Below are 17,246 nucleotides of genomic sequence, written 5' to 3'. Positions count from 1 at the left end.
CTTGCCTAGCCCTCAGCGACGAAGACTCCCCGGCCTGGGCGACCAACCAGAATGCCCCGTTTCCGCAGGGCCGCCCAAGCTCTGTTGATGGTCGACAGCGACACGTCGTACTCATCTGCCAGCACATGACCTGCCGGCAACTGGGCGCCAGGAGCCCACTCCCCCTCGTCGATGCGCCTGACGAGATCCTCCAGCAGCTCGTTCATGGTGGGCGGGATAGGCACGAGCACCCCTTGCAGTCGGTTGGCCCCGCCAGTATCGATCCATCCCCTGAGACAGGCAAAACACCTAGGCCATTTGGCAGTGCTGACATAGGTGAGGACACTGCAACTACTATTGACATTGCCCCTAAGGTCCGTACGGTCGCTTTCAGTGACGCGGTGCCTGCGGTCGGTTGGCACTTGCCGTGGTGGTGGCCCGTCACGTCAGCACCACTCCCCCCGTTCCGGGGCGGCCGGGCCATTCCCCCGGCCCGGCCGCCCCGGCCCCAGTTGCACCCCTGCCGCCGCACGCCGAGTGGGACTGCGCCGGCAGGTCCATCCTCAACCAACCGAAGGGCACTGGAATGTCGAAGACCCCGACCCAAAGCCGATGAGGGGTCCCAACAGCCGGTGGGTCGTGCACGTGCCGATCGTCGTGCCGGACCTGCTCCGCGCCCGGATCCTCGCAGGCGCGGCGGCGCGGGTCCTGGCCCAGCTCACTCGATGCGTCGACGTCGGGGAAGTGACCGTGTCGACCAAGGACGAGCAGCGCGTACATCATCGGGTGTTCTGTGACCGGCGACTGGCCGGCGGCGCGCGGTGCGGCCTGCCCAGCGACCACCTCGCGCCGTGCGCGACCCGCCGCAACCAGCGGGGCTACGAGCGGCGCGAGCGGTGGCCACCGGGGGCGTAGTAGACCTACGGCGGTTGCCCGGCGACCGTCGAGCCTGGACAGTCAACGGATGACTGGTCACGGGGAAGCACGGATCGCCGCGCCTGCCGAGGGAGGCGAGCCACCACCGACGCCGGGCCGCTGGCGGCGGCTCGCGCCGGTGCTCGCCCTGTTCGTGCTCGCCCCGTGGGCCGCCGAGTGCTCCTGGGGCGGCTTCGTCGTCACCGACTATCCGCTGGTCCTGATCTTCCTGAGCCCGCTGTACGGCGGGGCCGCCCTGCTGGTCCGGGAGGCGGCCCGGCGCATCGGCGGCGGTTGGCCGGCGATCGTGCTGCTGGCCGCCGCGTTCGGGGTGGCGCAGGCCGGGCTGGTCGACCAGTCGCTGTTCAACACCGGCTTCCTCGACGACACGGAGTTCGCGGACTTCGACACCGCCGCCGCGCAGACCCGGGTGCCGGTGCTCGGGTTCAGCGTCGGCCAGGCGTTCGACTACGTCGGCAACCATGTCGCGCTGAGTGTCTGCGCGCCGATCGCGATCGTGGAGTCGTTCGTCTCCCCGTACCGTCGGCACCGGCCCTGGCTGCGGTGGCCCGGCCTGCTGGTGGTCGGCGCGCTCTTCCTGGCCGGCAGCCTGCTGATCTTCACCGACAGCGAGGACGGCCGGAAGGGGTTCGTGCTCGCCCCGGCCCAGCTCGTCTTCGCGGTGCTGGTGGTGCTGGCGCTCGTCGCCGCCGCGCTGCTGCCGCGCTGGCGGCGCGACCGGCCCGCGCCCGCTCCGGGCCGGCGGGCGGCGCCGGCTCCGCTGTGGGTCGGCATCCTGGTGTACGCCGGCCATGCCACCGCCGGCCTGGTGCCCGGCTGGGCGGGGATCGGGGTACGCACGGTGCTCACCGCAGGCGTCGTGGCGCTGGTGGTCGGGTGGTCGCGGCGGGCGGGGTGGGATCAGCGGCACGTCCTGGCCGCCTGGTCCGCCGGTCTGCTCTCCGCCGCCAGTTTCGCCTACGCCGTGCCGAGCTACGCGCGGGCGTCGCCGGTGGCTGCCCTGGTCAGCGACGTCGTGATCAGCGTCATCGCGCTGGCCCTGGTCGGCGGCGCGTTCCTGCGGCTGCGCCGCGAGCGGCGGTGAGAAGGGTGCCCTTCTCTACCGTATGCGTTAACAGGGGGCCCCTCCTTACACCTCGGGGCCGCCGTCGAGTAGCGGGGCGAGCAGGTCGCCGTGCTTGTCCACCCGTTTGAGCACCTCGGCCGCCGTGTACGGCTTCGCAGCCGGGCGCTTCCCGGCCGCGCCGGCCGCCACCTCGTCCCAGGTCAGCGGCGTCGACACCGCCGGCACGGGCTGGGCGCGCAGCGAGTACGGGGCGACCGTCGTCTTCGCCGCGTTGTTCTGGCTCCAGTCGATGAAGACCTTCCCGCCGCGCAGGTTCTTCGCCATCTTCGACACGACCAGCTTCGGGTGTGCGCCCTCCAGCTCGCGGGCGACGCGGTGGGCGTAGTCGGAGACCGTGTCCGAGGATTGGGTGCCGGCGATCGGGCAGCAGAGCTGCATGCCCTTCTTGCCCGACGTCTTCGGATAGGCGGTCAGCCCGTCAAGAGCCAGCCGGTCGCGCAGCAGCAGGGCCACCTGGCTGCACTCGCGCAGCCCGGCCGGGGGCCCCGGGTCAAGGTCGACGACCAGCAGGTCGGGGCGGCTGCCGATCTTCCACTGCGGGGTGTGCAGTTCCAGGGCGGCGAGGTTGGCCAACCAGACGAGGGTGGGCAGGTCGTCGGCGACCACGTAGTCGATCGTCTCGCGGCCCTTGCTGGAGCCGGGGGCGGGGAGGTTCTCGGTGCGTACCCAGGCGGGGGTGGCGGCGGGGGCGTTCTTCTCGAAGAAGCTCTTGTCCTCCACCCCGTTGGGGTAGCGGATGCGGGTCAGGGCCCGGTCGGCGAGGTGCGGCAGGAGCACCGGGGCGATGCGGGTGTAGTAGTCGATCACCTCGCCCTTGGTGAAGCCCGCCGCCGGATAGAGCACCTTGTCCAGGTTGGACAGCTCCAGCGAGCGGCCCTGCACGTCGACCTTGAGCCGGTCAGCCGGCATCGTCCACCTCCTCGGGCGGCTTGTCGGGGCGCAGCCGCAGCACCCGGGGGAAGCGCAGCCGGCCGTCGGGGGTGCGCTGGCCGTACTTCACCTCCACCACGACCTCGGGGGTTACCCAGATGGCGCCCCGGGCATCCTCGCGGGGCACGTCGCCGGCGAACGGCGAGCCGCCGGCACGCAGGGGTTCCAGCTCGCGCAGCAGTTCGCGTTCGAGGGCCGCGCCGATGCCGCCGCCGACGCGGCCCCGGTAGGTGAGCCGGCCGTCGGGGCGGGGCACGCCGACGAGCAGGCCGCCGATCTTGCGGGCCCCGGGCCGCCAGCCGCCGACGACGAAGTCGCCGGTGACCTCCAGCTTGACCTTGACCCAGTCGGGCGAGCGGACGCCGGGCCGGTAGGCCGAGCCGGCGCGCTTGGCCATCACCCCTTCGAGGCCGTGTTCGCCGGCCGCCTCGTAGGTGGCGGGCCCGTCGGCGAAGACGGGGGGCACGGCCCATCGGGCGCCGCCGAGGCCGAGGCCCTCCAGCAGGTCGCGGCGTTCGCGCCAGGGCCGGCCGGTGAGGTCCGCGCCGCGCAGCCGCAACAGATCGAAGATCAGATACGTCACGGGTACGCTCGCCGCGAGCCGGGCCGCCTTCGCCGGGTCGCGCACGTGCATCCGTTCGGCGAGCGCCGTGAAGGAGGGCTGACCGGCCTGGTTGAGCAGCACCACCTCCCCGTCGAGCAGGGCGTCGTCGACCTGCTCGGCGAGGGTGATCAGCTCCGGGTACGCGGCGGTGATCTGCACGCCGGAGCGGGCGTACAGGTGTTGCCGGCCGCCGACGATGTCGGCGAGCGCGCGTACGCCGTCCCACTTGAACTCGTACGCCCAGTCTTCGCCGGCGGGCAGCGGGCCGGTCGTCGCGAGCATCGGCTTCAGCGGCGCGCCGGGCATTTCCTGACTGTAGTAGGGCAACGGAAGTCATCGCGCCCGCTTCGATCCTTTGCGATCCTGATCTGTAGCCGGGGAGAGGAGCGGGGGATGCGGGCGATCTGGAAGGGGGCTGTCTCGTTCGGGCTGGTCTCGATCGCGGTGAAGCTCTATTCGGCCACCGAGGAGAAGGACATCCGCTTCCACCAGGTGCACCGGGAGGACGGGGGGCGCATCCGGTACAAGCGCACCTGTTCGGTGTGCGGCGAGGAGGTCACCTACGACGACATCGCCAAGGGGTACGACATCGGCGGCGGCGAGATGGTGATCCTGACCGACGAGGACTTCGCCGACCTGCCGCTGACCACGTCGCACGCGATCGACGTGCTGGAGTTCGTCCCGGCGGAGCAGGTCGACCCGATCCTCTACAACAAGGCGTACTTCCTGGAGCCGGAGGGCGCGGCGACCAAGCCGTACGTGCTGCTGCGCGACGCGCTGGCCGACTCGGAGCGGGTGGCGATCGTGAAGGTGGCCCTGCGCCAGCGGGAGCAGTTGGCGACCCTGCGGGTGCGCGAGGGGGTGCTGCTGCTCAACACGATGTTGTGGCCGGACGAGGTGCGTACCCCCGATTTCGGTTTCCTGGGCGAGGACCTGAAGGTCCGGCCGCCGGAGCTGGCGATGGCCAGTTCGTTGATCGACTCGATGGCGGGCGAGTTCGAGCCGGAGGTCTTCACCGACGACTACCGGGCGGCGTTGCAGGAGGTCATCGACGCGAAGGTGGAGGGCCGGGAGGTCGTCCAGCCGGAGGAGGTCGAGGAGGCCCCGGCGGCGGCGGTGGACCTGATGGCGGCGCTGAAGGCGTCGGTGGAGCGGGCCCGGGCGGCGCGCGGTGAGCAGCCGGAGTCCGGCGGCGAGCCGACCCCGATCACGTCGGCCCGGTCGGCGCAGAAGGCCGCGAAGGCGGCGAAGACGGCGAAGGAGGCCAAGGCCCCGGCGCGCAGGACGGCCGAGAAGAAGACGGCGAAGAAGGCGGCCGGGGGGACCGGCGGCGGTTCGGCCGGGGCGACGAAGGCGGCCGGGGGCACGAAGAAGGCGGCCCCGGGGCAGGCCACGACGAAGGCGGCGGCGGGGAAGGCCGAGAAGAAGGCGCCGGCGCGGAAGGCCGCCCCGAAGAAGGCGGCGCCCCGCAAGACCGCCTAGCCGGGTGGCTTCGGGGGCCGGCCGGCGAGGTCAGCCCTGTTCGGCGAGCCGCCGCCGGTCGAGCCCCTCGATCAGCAGGTCGAGGGCGAACGCGAACTCGTCCTCGTCGTCGCAGCCGCCGAGGGCCCCGCTGTGCGATACCGCGACGGCGAGTTCCGCGATGTGCGGCATCGTCTCGGCCCAGGCGGCGGCCTGCGCGGCGGTCGCCTCGTCGGTCGCGGGGGTGCTCGGCGAGTCGTCGAACAGGTCCTGGCTGAAGCCGAGGATCCGGCTGCCGAGCAGGTGCAGGGCGTGGTGGCTCAGGCTCACCGAGCAGCCGCCGGCGCGCAGCACGGCGAGCACCCGCTCGATGTGCCGCAACACGGCCGGGGTGGGCGTGTCGCGGGCCTCCAGCACGCGGGCCGCCCACGGGTGGCGCAGCATGGTCCGGCGGGCCCGCATGATCAGCGCCCGCAGTTGGTCGGTCCACGGCCCGGGAACGCCTGCCGGGCCGCTGCCGGCCGCCGCCCCGCCGCCGGCCCCGGCCCCGCCGCCGAATGCGCCGGACCCGGACCCGCCTCCGCCGAGTGCGCCGGCCCCGGACCCGCCTCCGCCGAGTGCGCCAGCCCCGGCCCCGCCGACGAGTGCGGCGGCCTCGGACCCGGCGTCGACCTCGATCTCGGCGGCGACGGCGTCGACCATCGCGGCGAGCAGGGTGTCCTTGTCGCGCAGGTGGTAGTAGATCGACATCGCGTCCACGCCGAGGTGCTGGGCGAGCCGCCGCATGCTCAGCCCGGCGAGGCCGTCCCGGTCGGCGAGGTCGATCGCGGCGGCGACGATCGCCTCCCGGGTCAGGCGGGCGGGGGCGCGGGTCGCGGAGCGGTCGTCGGCGCGTCTGGGCACCCTCGGATCCTACTTGCCGCCCTACGGCGTAGGGTTTACTCTACGATGTAGACCTACACCGTAGAAACGAGGCCGCCATGGGTACGTCCCCCAAACCCCCGCCGAGGTGGTTCGTCCGCAGCGCCTGGCTGGGCCACAAGGCACTGCTCCGCGTCACCGCCGACCGGGTGGGCCTAAGCGCCCCGACGCCGGGCGGCCGGTTCGGCATGCTGCGGCTGCGCACGACCGGCCGCCGCTCGGGCCGGCCGCGCGCCGTCGTCGTCGGCTACATCCGCGACGGCGACCGATTCGTCACGCTCGCCATGAACGGCTGGGACGCGGCCGACCCCGCCTGGTGGCTCAACCTCCAGGCCCACCCCCGGGCGACCGTCGACCTCGGCGGCCGGTCCCTCGAGGTGACCGCCCACCGGGCCACCGGCGTCGAGCGCGACCGGCTGTGGTCGGCGCTGCACGACTACCGGGGCTACGGCGACCTGGACGGCCTCGCCGCCCAGCGCGGCCGGGAGACCGCGATCGTCGTCCTGACCCCGGTGCCCGAATAGGCCCCCGACCGGCGGGGCGAAGCGGCAGGCAGGAAGCGGCGGGGCGGAGCGGCAGGCAGGAAGCGGCGGGGCGAACCGATCAGGAATCAAGAAGCGCAGGTCAGCCGGCCGCAACTAGCGTGGTCGCCATGGACATCACCATTCACACGAGCTTCCTGCCACACACTGACCCGGAGGAGTCCCTCGCCTTCTACCGCGACGTGCTCGGCTTCGAGGTCCGCAACGACGTCGGCGCGGGCACCATGCGCTGGATCACCGTCGGCCCCGCCGGCCAGCCCGACACCAGCATCCTCCTGGCACCGCCGGCCGTCGACCCGGGCATCACCGACGACGAGCGTCGCACGATCGCCGAGATGATGGCGAAGGGGACGTACGGCTGGATCCTGCTGGCCACGCCCGACCTGGACGGCGTCTTCGAGAAGATCCAGGCCAGCGACGCCGAGGTCGTCCAGGAGCCGACCGAGCAGCCGTACGGGATGCGCGACTGCGCCTTCCGCGACCCTGCCGGCAACCTCGTCCGGATCCAGGAGCTGCGCTGAGCATGGCGGCGGGAACGGGGCCGGAATCGGGGTCGGCCGGGCGGCGCGCCGCCGGGAGCCACGACCTGATCCGGGTGCGGGGCGCACGCGAGAACAACCTGAAGGACGTCAGCGTCGACCTGCCGAAGCGACAGCTCACGGTCTTCACCGGCGTCTCCGGCTCCGGCAAGAGCTCGCTGGTGTTCGGCACCGTCGCGGCGGAGTCGCAGCGGCTGATCAACGAGACGTACAGCGCCTTCGTGCAGGGCTTCCTGCCGACGCTGGCCCGGCCCGAGGTCGACGTGCTCGACGGGTTGACCACGGCCATCGTCGTCGACCAGCAGCGGCTGGGTGGCGACGTGCGCTCGACGGTCGGCACCGTCACCGACGCCAACGCGATGCTGCGCATCCTGTTCAGCCGGCTGGGGCAGCCGCACGTCGGTCCGCCGGCCGCGTTCTCCTTCAACGTGCCCTCGGTGCGGGCGAGCGGCGCGATCACGGTGGAGCGCGGCGGCGGCCGGACCGTGCGGCAGACCTTCACCCGCACCGGCGGCATGTGTCCGCGCTGCGAGGGCCGGGGCACGGTCTCCGACCTCGACCTCGCCCAGCTCTTCGACGACTCGTTGTCGATCGCGGAGGGCGCGATCACCATCCCCGGCTGGAAGGCCGACAGCTTCTGGACGGTGCGGGTCTACGCCGAGTCGGGTTTCCTCGACCCGCACAAGCCGATCCGCGAGTTCACGGCGCAGGAGCGGCACGACTTCCTGCACAAGGAGCCCACCAGGGTGAAGGTGGAGGGCGTCAACCTCACGTACGAGGGGCTGATCCCCAAGGTCCAGAAGTCGTTCCTCGCGAAGGACCGCGAGGCGATGCAGCCGCACATCCGGGCGTTCGTGGACCGGGCGGTGACTTTCACCGCCTGCCCGGAGTGCGGCGGCACCCGGCTCAGCGAGGCCGCCCGCGCCTCCCGGATCGGCGGCGTCAGCATCGCGGACGCCTGCGCGATGCAGGTCAGTGACCTGGCCGAATGGGTCCGTGGCCTCGACGAGCCGTCGGTGGCGCCGCTGCTGGACAAGCTGCACCAGACCCTCGCCTCGTTCGGGGAGATCGGGCTGGGCTACCTGTCGCTGGACCGGCCGTCGGGCACGCTGTCGGGCGGCGAGGCGCAGCGGGTGAAGATGCTGCGGCACCTCGGGTCCCCGCTCACCGACGTCACGTACGTCTTCGACGAACCCACCACGGGCCTGCACCCGCACGACGTGCGGCGGATGAACGACCTGCTGCTGCGGCTGCGGGACAAGGGGAACACGGTGCTCGTCGTGGAGCACAAGCCGGACACCATCGCGATCGCCGACCACGTCGTCGACCTGGGGCCCGGCGCGGGCGCGGCCGGCGGCGCCGTCTGCTTCGAGGGCACCGTCGCGGGGCTGCGGGCCAGCGACACCGTGACCGGCCGTCACCTCGCCGACCGGGTCGCCCTCAAGCAGACGGTACGCGCGCCCACGGGCCGGCTGCCGATCCGGGGCGCGTCGACGCACAACCTGCGCGACGTCGACGTCGACATCCCGCTCGGGGTGCTCGTCGTCGTCACCGGCGTGGCCGGCTCGGGCAAGAGCTCGCTGGTGCACGGGTCGATCCCGGCCGGCGCGGGGGTGGTGTCGGTCGACCAGGGCCCGATCCGGGGTTCGCGGCGGAGCAACCCGGCGACGTACACGGGGCTGCTCGACCCGGTCCGCAAGGCGTTCGCGAAGGCCAACGGCGTGAAGCCGGCCCTGTTCAGCGCCAACTCGGAGGGCGCCTGCCCGGGCTGCAACGGCGCGGGCGTGGTCTACGTGGACCTGGCGGTGATGGCCGGGGTCGCCACGGTGTGCGAGGAGTGCGAGGGGCGGCGGTTCGAGGCGTCGGTGCTGGAATACCGCCTCGGCGGCCGGGACATCGCCGAGGTACTCGCGATGCCGGTGACCGAGGCGCGGGAGTTCTTCGCCGACGGCGAGGCCCGTACGCCGGCCGCGAAGGCGATCCTCGACCGCCTCGCCGACGTGGGGCTCGGATATCTCACCCTGGGCCAGCCGCTCAGCACACTGTCCGGTGGGGAGCGGCAGCGGCTCAGGCTGGCCACCCACCTGGGCACCCGGGGCGGCGTGTACGTCCTCGACGAGCCGACCGCCGGCCTGCACCTCGCCGACATCGGGCAACTGTTGGGGCTGCTCGACCGGCTCGTCGACGCCGGCAAGTCGGTGATCGTCGTCGAGCACCACCTGGCGGTCGTGGCGCACGCCGACTGGATCGTCGACCTCGGCCCCGGAGCCGGCCACGACGGGGGCCGGATCGTCTTCGAGGGCACGCCGGCCGACCTGGTCGCCGCCCCCTCCACGCTCACGGGCGAGCACCTGGCGGCGTACGTCGGGGGGTAAGGAGGGGCCCCTTGTTAACGCATACGGTAGAGAAGGGTCCCCTTCTCACCGCAGCCTGTTAAGAAGGGGCCCTTCCTTGCAAGCAGGGTCAGCCTCGGCCGAGCTTCTGAGTGGGGGTGACCCGGACGATCACCCGTTCCTCGCCGGGCTGCCGGAACGGGTAGGTGTCCTGGCCGAGGTACTTCTGCGCCATCCTGTCGATGTGCGCGTCGGCCCCCTCCTCGACGAGCTCGGCGGTGCCCTTGACCCACAGGGTGCGGAAGTCGTTGGCCTTGTCGACCACGGAGACGGCCACGATCGGGGTCCGCTGGATGTTGTTGTACTTCTGCCGCCCCTTGGCGGTGTTGAACACGATGTGCTCGCCGTCCGTGTCCACCCAGACCGGCGTGACGTGCGGGCTGCCGTCGGGCTCGATGGTGGCCACGTGGGCGAGCTGGGGTTCGGCCAGCAGGGCCAGGTCTTGTTCGGTGAGGATCGCCATGGTCGAAAAGCTACCCCCGTCGACGCCCCCGCGCCGGCAACCGCAGCCGCCCGGACCGGTACGGGTGGCGGCCGAGGCAGCACCGTGGGCAGCAGGGCGGGTACCGTGTGCGCTGGCCTCGGCAGCGGCCGCCGGGCCCCCCACCTCTTGATCAGGGAGTCGACGTGAGCGAGCGTGTGCAGAACCGGTCGGCGGGCCAGGGCCCGGGCAAGGCGGAGCGGCGGCTGGCCGCCCAGCTGGCGGCGAAGAAGGCCGCCGAGAAGAAGCGCCGCCTCCAGTCGATCGTCGGCGCGCTCGCCGGTGTCGCCGTCGTCGGCGTGCTGATCACCGTGTTCGTGGTGGTCAACCAGGGTAAGGACGACGCGCCGGAGGACGTCGCCTCCGCCCCGTCGGCGACCGCGCCGGCCGAGGAGCAGCCCCCCACCGCGCCGCCCGCCCCGCAGCTGCCCGAGGGGTCGGACCCGGCGCTGGGCACCAAGCCGAAGGTCGAGGCGGGCAAGGGCGAGCTGAAGAAGCTGACGGTCAAGACGCTGATCGAGGGCAAGGGCGCGGCGGTGAAGGCCGGGCAGCAGATCACCACCAACTACGTGGGCGTGTTCTACGCCGACGGCAAGGAGTTCGACGCGTCCTGGAACAGCGGCCAGCCGGCCACCTTCCCGATCGGCGTGGGCCAGGTCATCAAGGGCTGGGACCAGGGCCTCGTCGGGGTCAAGGTGGGCAGCCGGGTGCAGCTCGACATCCCCGCCGACCTGGCGTACGGCAACGACTCCTCGGGCGGCCGGCCGGCCGGTCCGCTGCGGTTCGTCGTCGACGTGCTCGCCGCGCAGTAGCCCGCACCTGGTGCGGTAGTTCACAACAGTCTTTCTTCCCGTCGCCTACGACCAGTAGGTTCGGGGTCACCGTGGGCGGTCCGGCCCGCCGCACGGTGACCCCATCGACGCGGAGGTGCACGTGGCGGCGCTGGACGATCCGGGGATCGCCCGGTTGATGTGGATGCACTTCGAGCCGGTGCACACGGTGACCTACTTCCACCCGCGGGCGCGGGCGGCGTTCGAGGCGGTGGGGCTGCGGGGCTTCTGGCGGAGCTACTTCGCCGGCCGGGCCGCCCCGCTGGGTGCCGTGGAGGCCGCCCCGGTGGTGGCCGCGTTCTTCAGCTTCACCCCGCCCGTGGTGGCGCGGGCGGTGCCGGCGGTGTGGCAGCTGGTGACGCCGGCCGAGGCGCTGCGGGCCCGGCTCACCGGCGCCGTGCAGGCGCTGGCGGAGCTGGCGTACGAGCTGCCGGAGCGGCACCTCGCCGAGGCCGCCGAGCTGCTGGAGGAGGCCGCCCGGGCGGCGCGGCCGGAGGGCCGGGTGCTGGGTGCGGCCAACGCCGCCCTGCCGGCCGCCGAATACCCGCTGGCCCGGCTGTGGCAGGCGGCGACGACGCTGCGGGAGCACCGGGGCGACGGGCACATCGCGGCGCTGGTCGCCGCCGGCCTGGACCCGGTGGAGACGCTCGCCTGGCGGGTCGCCGAGGGCATGCCGGAGCTGAACCTGCTCGGCCGGGGCTGGTCGCCGCAGGAATGGGAGGCGGCGGCCGGGCGGCTCGCCGAGCGCGGCTGGCTGACCGGGGACGGGAAGCCGACCGAGCACGGCCGGGCGGGGTTCCGGGCGGTGGAGGACGCCACCGACGTGGCCGCCCTGCACCCGTGGCAGGCGCTCGGCGCGGAGCGCACCGACCGGCTGCGGGAGCTGCTGGAGCCGCTGGCCCGGGCCGGGCGCACGGTGATCCCGCCGGAGAACCCGAGCCGCCTGCCGCCGTTGCCGGCCTGACCCGCTTCCGGCGGCGGCACCGGGCCGCCCCGGAAGGCGGGCGGGTGGCGGCTCGGGCAGGATGGTGCCGTGGCGGATGCGGTGGTCTTCGACCTGGACGGCGTGATCGTGGACTCCGAGCCGGTCTGGGAGGAGGTGCGCCGGGCGTACGTGGCGACGCACGGCGGCGCCTGGCAGCCCGACACCCAGCGGCGGCTGATGGGGATGAGCACGGGCGAGTGGGCCCGCTACCTCAGCGGCGAGCTGGGCGTCGGCCGGACGGCCGAGCAGGTGGCCGTCGAGGTGGTCGACGAGATGGCCCGGCGGTACGCCGAGCGCGTACCGGTGATCGACGGGGCCGACGAGGTGGTGCGCCGGTTGGCGGCGCGGTGGCCGTTGGGGCTGGCCAGTTCGTCGCCGACGCGGCTGATCGCGGCGGCGCTGGCGGCGACGGGACTGACGGAGGCGTTCGGCGCGACGCTGTCGACGGAGGAGACCGAGCGGGGCAAGCCGGCCCCGGACGTCTACCTGGAGGTGGCCCGGCGGCTCGGCGTCGACCCGGCGCGCTGCGTGGCGGTGGAGGACTCCTCGAACGGGGTGCGCTCGGCCGCCGCGGCGGGCATGCGGGTGGTGGCGGTGCCGCACGGGGCGTACCCGTTGGATCCGGACGCGGAGGCGCTCGCGGCCGTGGTGCTGCCGGCGGTGGGTGACCTGACCCCGGAGGTCGTCGCCGCCCTCGGCTGACCGCGCAGGCCGGCCGGCCATGGGGACAGGCCGGCCGGGGCGGCCCGGCTAAGCGGGCCGGGCGGCCGGTCTGCCCGAATCGCGGCCTTCACCCGGCTTGCTCGCCTACCGTCGGTGGCATGAGGGCTGTGGTGTACCAGGGGCCGCACGAGGTGGCGGTGAACGAGGTCCCCGATCCGCGGATCGAGGCGCCGAACGACGTGATCGTCAGGATCACCACGACCGCGATCTGCGGCTCGGACCTGCACATGTACGAGGGCCGGACGCTGGCCGAGCCGGGCATCGTCTTCGGCCACGAGAACATGGGCGTGGTGGAGGAGGTCGGGCCGGGGGTCGTGCACATCCGCAAGGGCGACCGGGTGTCGATGCCGTTCAACGTGGCGTGCGGGTTCTGCCGCAACTGCCGCGAGGGGAAGACGGGGTTCTGCCTGACCGTGAACCCGGGCTTCGCCGGGGGCGCGTACGGCTACGTCGCGATGGGGCCGTACCGGGGCGGGCAGGCCGAATACCTGCGGGTGCCGTTCGCCGACTTCAACTGCCTGCGGCTGCCGCCCGGCACGGAGCACGAGAACGACTTCGCGATGCTGGCCGACATCTTCCCGACCGGGTACCACGGGGTGGCGATGACCGGGCTGCGCCCCGGGGAGAACATCACCGTGATGGGCGGCGGGCCGGTGGGGCTGATGGCCGCGTACTCGGCGCTGCTGATGGGCGCGGCCGAGGTGTTCGTGGTGGACAAGGTCCCCGACCGGTTGCGGCTGGCCGAGTCGATCGGCGCGATCCCGGTCGACTTCACCGCCGGCGACCCGGTCGAGCAGATCCGGGAGCAGACCGACGGGGTCGGCACCGACCGGGGCGTGGACGCGGTGGGCTACCAGGCGTCCGGGGCGGGCGGCGAGGAGCATCCGGCGGCGGTGCTGAACAGCCTGGTGGACGTCGTGCGGCCGACGGGGTCGATCGGGGTGGTCGGGCTGTACCTGGCGCACGACCCGGGCGCGCCGGACGAGCGGGCGGGCCGGGGCGAGCTGGTGTTCAAGGTCGGCAAGTTCTTCGAGAAGGGCCTGCGGATGGGGACGGGGCAGGCCAACGTGAAGTCGTACAACGAGTACCTGCGGAACCTGATCATGGCGGGGCGGGCGAAGCCGAGCTTCGTGGTGAGCAAGGAGCTGCCGCTGGCCGCCGCGCCGGAGGCGTACCAGCGCTTCGACCAGCGGGAGGCCGGCTACTCGAAGGTGGTGCTGAAGCCGGCCGCGTAGGCCGGCCGCACCCGGGGCGGGCCTGCGACGGGCCCACCGCAGGCGAGGGTGAGGAGAGACGGCGATGCGGGCGATCGTGTACGAGAGCAACGGCGACGCCTCGGTGCTGCGCCTGGTCGACCGGCCGGTGCCGGAGCCGGGGCCCGGCGAGGTGCTGGTCCGGGTGGCCGTCTCCGGGGTGAACCCGACCGACTGGAAGGCCCGCCGGTCCACGCCGCCGCCGGCGGGTTGGCAGACGCCCGGCCAGGACGGCGCCGGGGTGGTCGAGGCGGTCGGGGCGGGGGTCGACCGGAACCTGATCGGCGAGCGGGTGTGGCTCTGGGAGGCCGCCTGGCAGCGCCCGTGGGGCACCGCCGCCGAGTACACGGTGGCGCCGGTCCGGCAGGCGGTGCCCCTCGGCGACGCCTCCTTCGACGTGGGGGCCGCCCTGGGCATCCCGTTCCTCACCGCGCACCGCTGCCTGACCGCCGGGGAGATGATGCCGGGCAAGCTGCACGCCGGGGCGCTGACCGACCACATCGTGCTGGTGCAGGGCGGCGCGGGGGCGGTCGGCAACGCGGCGATCCAGCTCGCCCGCTGGGCCGACGCCACCGTCGTCGCCACCGTCAGCAGCGCGGAGAAGGCGAACCTCGCGGCGGCGGCCGGCGCGTCGTTCGTGGTCAACTACCGCGAGCAGGACGTCGTCGAGGAGGTCCGCAAGATCGCCCCGGACGGCGTGCACACGATCGTCGAGGTGTCGGCGGCGCGCAACGCGGCGGCCGACGTGCAGGTGCTGCGCACCGGCGGGGCGGTCTGCGTCTACGCCGACGACGGCGGGGGCGAGGTGACGCTGCCGATCCGGCCGCTGATGGCCCCGAACGCCCGCTGGCAGTTCGTGCTGGTCTACACCGCCCCGGCGGCGGCCAAGGCACAGGCCGTCGCCGACGTGGCGGCGGCCGTCGCGCAGGGCGGCGTGCGGGTCGGCGCGGAGGCCGGGCTGCCGCTGCACCACCACCCGCTGGCCGCCACGACGGCGGCCCACGAGGCGGTGGAGAACTCGGTGGTCGGCAAGGTGCTGGTCACGACCACCGAGGAGGCGGGCGCCGAGTAGGCGGGTGCGCCGGGTAGGCGGCGACCGGGCAGGAAGCCACGGGCAGGCGCGTTAACCGGCTGTTTTCCCCGTCGCCAGGACAGAGCCGAACAAGTTTCGCAGAATGGAGGGGCGGGTGAACCGCCCCTGGGCGGGCGGCCCCGGCGCGGTGCGAACGCCGGGGCCGCCCTTGGGGGAGGGAGGCTAGGAGTACATCCCTGCCCATTCAGGCGACGATGCGCCCGAAGTTGTTACGGCGTTGTCAACTCCCGGACAGTCAGGCCCCCGTCGGCGTACCGGGACCGGACGACCTTCTTGTCGAACTTGCCGACGCTGGTCTTCGGCACCGCGTCGATGAACGCCCACCGCTCCGGCAGCTGCCAGCGCGCCACCGACCCGGCCAGGAAGTCGCGCAGCTCCTCGGCGGTCACCTCGACGCCCTCCCGGATTACCACCGTGGCCAGGGGCCGCTCGTCCCAGCGCTCGTCCGGCACGCCCACCACGCACGCCTCCAACACGGCCGGGTGGGCCATCAGGGCGTTCTCCAACTCGACCGAGGAGATCCACTCGCCGCCGGACTTGATCACGTCCTTCGCCCGGTCGGTGAGCGTGAGGTACCCGTCGGGCGACAGCGTGCCGACGTCGCCCGTACGCAGCCAGCCGTCGCGGAACTTCTCCTCGTCCGGGGCGTCGTCGCCGACGTACCGGGCGGTCACCCACGGCCCCCGGACCTCCAGCTCCCCGACGGAGACCCCGTCGGCGGGCAGCGGCTCGCCCAGCGGGCCCACGATCCGGGCGGCGACCCCGGCCGGGACGCGGCCCTGCGTGTACCGGTAGCGCCAGGCCGTCTCGCCCGTCGCCCCCGCCGGCGGCCGGGACACCGAGCCCAGTGGGGACATCTCGGTCATCCCCCACGCGTGGATCACGTCGATGTGGTGCCGCTCGTCGAACGCGTGCATGAGGGCGGGCGGGCAGGCCGAGCCGCCGACGATGACCTCCTTCAGCGAGGAGGTGTCCACGTCGTGCTCGTCGAGGTGGGCCAGCAGATCGGTCCAGATGGTCGGCACCGCGCCGGCCAGGGTGGGCCGCTCGGCGGCGATCATCGCGGCGATGGGGGCGGCCTGGAGGAACCGGTCCGGCATGATCAGCGACGCGCCGGAGAGGAACGCCGCGTACGGCAGCCCCCAGGACATGGCGTGGAACATCGGCACGATGGCCAGCTCGCGGTCGGTCGGCCCGAGGCCGAACCCCTCCGGCATGCAGATCTGCAACGAGTGCAGGTAGATCGACCGGTGCGAGTAGGCCACCCCCTTGGGGTTGCCGGTGGTCCCGGAGGTGTAGCAGAGGGCGGCGGCGTCGCGCTCGTCGACCTCCGGCCAGTCGAAGACCTCCGGCCTGTCGGCCAGCAGGGCGTCCCAGTGGTGTACGGCGATCCGGTCGCCGGCCGCCGCCAGCAGCGGGGCGGGGTCGCCCCCGCCGACGACCACCACGTGCCGCACCGTGGCCAGCTCGCCGACGACCCGGGCCAGCAGCGGGATCAGCGTCGAGTCGACCAGCACCACTCGGTCCTGCGCGTGGTTGGCGATGTAGGCGACCTGGTCGGGGAAGAGCCGCAGGTTCAGCGTGTGCAGCACCGCGCCCATGCTGGGCACCGCGAAGTAGGCCACCAGGTGCTCGTTGTTGTTCCACATGAACGTGGCGACGCGCTCGTCGCCGGTCACCCCGCACTCGTCGCGCAGCGCGTGGGCCAGCCGGGCCGCCGTCCGCCCCACCTCGGCGTACGACATGCGCCGCGGCTCGCCGCCGGTCCAGGTGACCACCTCGGCGGCGCCGTGCACGGTGGCGCCGTGTTCGAGGATCCGGGCGACCTGGAGCGGGGCGTCCATCATCGTGCTACGCATGGGTAACAAGCTAGTGTCGGCGGTCATCCGTTGGGAACCCCCGTTAGGTTGTCCGGGTGAGCATCTCCTGGGCCGACTCGTACGTCGGGCAGCTTCGCGCCCTCGCCGGTGACCGCACCCTGATGTTCGTCGGCGCTCGCGCGGTGGTCCGCGACAGCGCCGGCCGGGTGCTGGTGATCCGGCGCTCCGACAACGGCCAGTGGGCCATGCCGGCCGGGGCGATGGAGCTGGGCGAGTCGATCGCCGACTGCGCGGTGCGCGAGGTGCGCGAGGAGACCGGGCTGCGCGCCCTGCGGGTGGGCGCCTTCGCCCTCTACACCGGCCCCGACCGGATCAACACCAACATGTACGGCCACACCTACCAGCTCTTCACCGTCGCCTTTCGGGTCGAGGACTGGGACGGCGAGCTGGTCCGGGTCACCGACGAGACCACCGACGCGGGCTTCTTCCACCGCGATCGGCTCCCCGCCCCGCTGTCGGCCTCCGTCACCGAGACCCTCGCCGACCTGGACGTCTTCGAGCAGACCAACCGCCTGATCCTCAAGTAGCCGCCGCCCCGGGCCGGCCTTTCCGCCGGGCCGGCCTTTCCGC

At 73.2% G+C, this 17,246-nt stretch carries 18 protein-coding genes; 12 read left to right on the top strand and 6 right to left on the bottom strand.

Features of this window, described 5'->3' with window-relative positions; translation table 11 throughout:
- Positions 1-5 precede the first annotated feature (5 nt).
- Positions 6-224, bottom strand: coding sequence for a winged helix-turn-helix domain-containing protein (locus ACFYWL_RS11490; protein WP_386970672.1), 219 nt, complete (start codon positions 222-224; stop codon positions 6-8).
- Between the two features lie 367 nt (positions 225-591).
- Here ACFYWL_RS11490 and ACFYWL_RS11485 point away from each other — a divergent pair, with 367 nt between their 5' ends.
- Together ACFYWL_RS11485 and ACFYWL_RS11480 are read left to right on the top strand one after the other, a co-directional pair.
- Positions 592-894, top strand: coding sequence for a hypothetical protein (locus ACFYWL_RS11485; protein WP_386970670.1), 303 nt, complete (start codon positions 592-594; stop codon positions 892-894).
- A gap of 49 nt (positions 895-943) precedes the next feature.
- Positions 944-1,999, top strand: a complete 1,056-nt coding sequence (locus tag ACFYWL_RS11480) for a hypothetical protein (RefSeq protein WP_386970668.1) — start codon at positions 944-946, stop codon at positions 1,997-1,999.
- A gap of 45 nt (positions 2,000-2,044) precedes the next feature.
- On the opposite strand, the gene ligD (ACFYWL_RS11475) is transcribed toward ACFYWL_RS11480, so the two are convergent.
- Together ligD (ACFYWL_RS11475) and ligD (ACFYWL_RS11470) are read right to left on the bottom strand one after the other, a co-directional pair.
- Positions 2,045-2,950, bottom strand: coding sequence for a non-homologous end-joining DNA ligase (gene ligD, locus ACFYWL_RS11475; protein ID WP_386970665.1), 906 nt, complete (start codon positions 2,948-2,950; stop codon positions 2,045-2,047).
- Positions 2,940-3,881: a non-homologous end-joining DNA ligase gene (gene ligD, locus ACFYWL_RS11470; RefSeq protein WP_386970662.1), complete on the bottom strand. Its 942-nt coding sequence runs from the start codon at positions 3,879-3,881 to the stop codon at positions 2,940-2,942. The genes ligD (ACFYWL_RS11475) and ligD (ACFYWL_RS11470) overlap by 11 nt, the downstream gene beginning before the upstream one ends.
- Before the next feature lie 87 nt (positions 3,882-3,968).
- Between ligD (ACFYWL_RS11470) and ACFYWL_RS11465 the strand changes: the two genes are divergently transcribed.
- Positions 3,969-5,057, top strand: coding sequence for a Ku protein (locus tag ACFYWL_RS11465; RefSeq protein WP_386970659.1), 1,089 nt, complete (start codon positions 3,969-3,971; stop codon positions 5,055-5,057).
- A 30-nt stretch (positions 5,058-5,087) separates the two neighbouring features.
- Here the strand turns inward: ACFYWL_RS11465 and ACFYWL_RS11460 are convergent, their stop codons facing one another.
- A complete protein-coding gene (locus ACFYWL_RS11460) occupies positions 5,088-5,939 on the bottom strand; it encodes a TetR/AcrR family transcriptional regulator (RefSeq protein WP_386970657.1) in 852 nt (283 codons plus the stop codon).
- Between the two features lie 77 nt (positions 5,940-6,016).
- Here ACFYWL_RS11460 and ACFYWL_RS11455 point away from each other — a divergent pair, with 77 nt between their 5' ends.
- From ACFYWL_RS11455 to ACFYWL_RS11445, 3 genes are all read left to right on the top strand, one after another.
- Positions 6,017-6,481: a nitroreductase/quinone reductase family protein gene (locus ACFYWL_RS11455; protein ID WP_386970654.1), complete on the top strand. Its 465-nt coding sequence runs from the start codon at positions 6,017-6,019 to the stop codon at positions 6,479-6,481.
- Positions 6,482-6,609: 128 nt separating this feature from the next.
- The gene (locus tag ACFYWL_RS11450) at positions 6,610-7,020 is read left to right on the top strand and encodes a VOC family protein (protein WP_386970651.1); all 411 of its coding nucleotides are present in this window, start codon (positions 6,610-6,612) and stop codon (positions 7,018-7,020) included.
- Between the two features lie 2 nt (positions 7,021-7,022).
- Complete coding sequence (locus ACFYWL_RS11445; RefSeq protein ID WP_386970648.1) at positions 7,023-9,413, top strand: ATP-binding cassette domain-containing protein; 2,391 nt, start codon at positions 7,023-7,025, stop codon at positions 9,411-9,413.
- An 88-nt stretch (positions 9,414-9,501) separates the two neighbouring features.
- On the opposite strand, the gene ACFYWL_RS11440 is transcribed toward ACFYWL_RS11445, so the two are convergent.
- The gene (locus ACFYWL_RS11440) at positions 9,502-9,894 is read right to left on the bottom strand and encodes a PPOX class F420-dependent oxidoreductase (protein ID WP_386970645.1); all 393 of its coding nucleotides are present in this window, start codon (positions 9,892-9,894) and stop codon (positions 9,502-9,504) included.
- Between the two features lie 164 nt (positions 9,895-10,058).
- Between ACFYWL_RS11440 and ACFYWL_RS11435 the strand changes: the two genes are divergently transcribed.
- The 5 genes from ACFYWL_RS11435 (at position 10,059) to ACFYWL_RS11415 (ending at position 14,775) form a co-directional block, all read left to right on the top strand.
- Positions 10,059-10,724 carry an FKBP-type peptidyl-prolyl cis-trans isomerase gene (locus ACFYWL_RS11435; RefSeq protein WP_386970642.1) on the top strand — a complete coding sequence of 222 codons (666 nt, stop codon included), beginning with the start codon at positions 10,059-10,061 and terminating at the stop codon, positions 10,722-10,724.
- A 157-nt stretch (positions 10,725-10,881) separates the two neighbouring features.
- The gene (locus ACFYWL_RS11430; protein WP_386971304.1) at positions 10,882-11,706 is read left to right on the top strand and encodes a hypothetical protein; all 825 of its coding nucleotides are present in this window, start codon (positions 10,882-10,884) and stop codon (positions 11,704-11,706) included.
- Positions 11,707-11,775: 69 nt separating this feature from the next.
- Positions 11,776-12,429, top strand: coding sequence for an HAD family hydrolase (locus ACFYWL_RS11425; protein WP_386970640.1), 654 nt, complete (start codon positions 11,776-11,778; stop codon positions 12,427-12,429).
- Between the two features lie 119 nt (positions 12,430-12,548).
- Positions 12,549-13,685, top strand: a complete 1,137-nt coding sequence (locus tag ACFYWL_RS11420) for a glutathione-independent formaldehyde dehydrogenase (RefSeq protein WP_386970637.1) — start codon at positions 12,549-12,551, stop codon at positions 13,683-13,685.
- Between the two features lie 64 nt (positions 13,686-13,749).
- Positions 13,750-14,775 (top strand): NADPH:quinone reductase, encoded by a 1,026-nt coding sequence (locus ACFYWL_RS11415; protein WP_386970635.1) that lies wholly within the window; start codon positions 13,750-13,752, stop codon positions 14,773-14,775.
- A 230-nt stretch (positions 14,776-15,005) separates the two neighbouring features.
- On the opposite strand, the gene ACFYWL_RS11410 is transcribed toward ACFYWL_RS11415, so the two are convergent.
- Positions 15,006-16,655, bottom strand: coding sequence for a fatty acid--CoA ligase (locus ACFYWL_RS11410; protein WP_386970633.1), 1,650 nt, complete (start codon positions 16,653-16,655; stop codon positions 15,006-15,008).
- A gap of 56 nt (positions 16,656-16,711) precedes the next feature.
- On the opposite strand from ACFYWL_RS11410, the gene ACFYWL_RS11405 reads away from it, so the two are divergent.
- Positions 16,712-17,203: an NUDIX domain-containing protein gene (locus ACFYWL_RS11405; protein ID WP_386970630.1), complete on the top strand. Its 492-nt coding sequence runs from the start codon at positions 16,712-16,714 to the stop codon at positions 17,201-17,203.
- The last annotated feature ends 43 nt before the right edge of the window (positions 17,204-17,246 follow it).

It is taken from the genome of Micromonospora sp. NPDC002575 (assembly GCF_042889525.1).
GTDB classification, from domain to species: Bacteria; Actinomycetota; Actinomycetes; order Mycobacteriales; family Micromonosporaceae; genus Micromonospora; species Micromonospora carbonacea.
Note: the sequence above shows the minus strand (reverse complement) of the source record. Positions and strands in the feature narration are given on the sequence as shown.

Excerpts from the sequence above, each read along its gene's own strand:
- ACFYWL_RS11450 (WP_386970651.1), top strand. The coding sequence starts at position 6,610 with ATGGACATCACCATTCACACGAGCTTCCTGCCACACACTGACCCGGAG.
- ACFYWL_RS11415 (WP_386970635.1), top strand. The coding sequence starts at position 13,750 with ATGCGGGCGATCGTGTACGAGAGCAACGGCGACGCCTCGGTGCTGCGC.
- ACFYWL_RS11465 (WP_386970659.1), top strand. The coding sequence starts at position 3,969 with ATGCGGGCGATCTGGAAGGGGGCTGTCTCGTTCGGGCTGGTCTCGATC.
- ACFYWL_RS11440 (WP_386970645.1), bottom strand. The coding sequence starts at position 9,894 with ATGGCGATCCTCACCGAACAAGACCTGGCCCTGCTGGCCGAACCCCAG.
- ACFYWL_RS11410 (WP_386970633.1), bottom strand. The coding sequence starts at position 16,655 with ATGCGTAGCACGATGATGGACGCCCCGCTCCAGGTCGCCCGGATCCTC.
- ligD (WP_386970665.1), bottom strand. The coding sequence starts at position 2,950 with ATGCCGGCTGACCGGCTCAAGGTCGACGTGCAGGGCCGCTCGCTGGAG.
- ACFYWL_RS11455 (WP_386970654.1), top strand. The coding sequence starts at position 6,017 with ATGGGTACGTCCCCCAAACCCCCGCCGAGGTGGTTCGTCCGCAGCGCC.
- ACFYWL_RS11420 (WP_386970637.1), top strand. The coding sequence starts at position 12,549 with ATGAGGGCTGTGGTGTACCAGGGGCCGCACGAGGTGGCGGTGAACGAG.
- ACFYWL_RS11430 (WP_386971304.1), top strand. The coding sequence starts at position 10,882 with ATGTGGATGCACTTCGAGCCGGTGCACACGGTGACCTACTTCCACCCG.
- ligD (WP_386970662.1), bottom strand. The coding sequence starts at position 3,881 with ATGCCCGGCGCGCCGCTGAAGCCGATGCTCGCGACGACCGGCCCGCTG.
- ACFYWL_RS11485 (WP_386970670.1), top strand. The coding sequence starts at position 592 with ATGAGGGGTCCCAACAGCCGGTGGGTCGTGCACGTGCCGATCGTCGTG.
- ACFYWL_RS11480 (WP_386970668.1), top strand. The coding sequence starts at position 944 with ATGACTGGTCACGGGGAAGCACGGATCGCCGCGCCTGCCGAGGGAGGC.
- ACFYWL_RS11445 (WP_386970648.1), top strand. The coding sequence starts at position 7,023 with ATGGCGGCGGGAACGGGGCCGGAATCGGGGTCGGCCGGGCGGCGCGCC.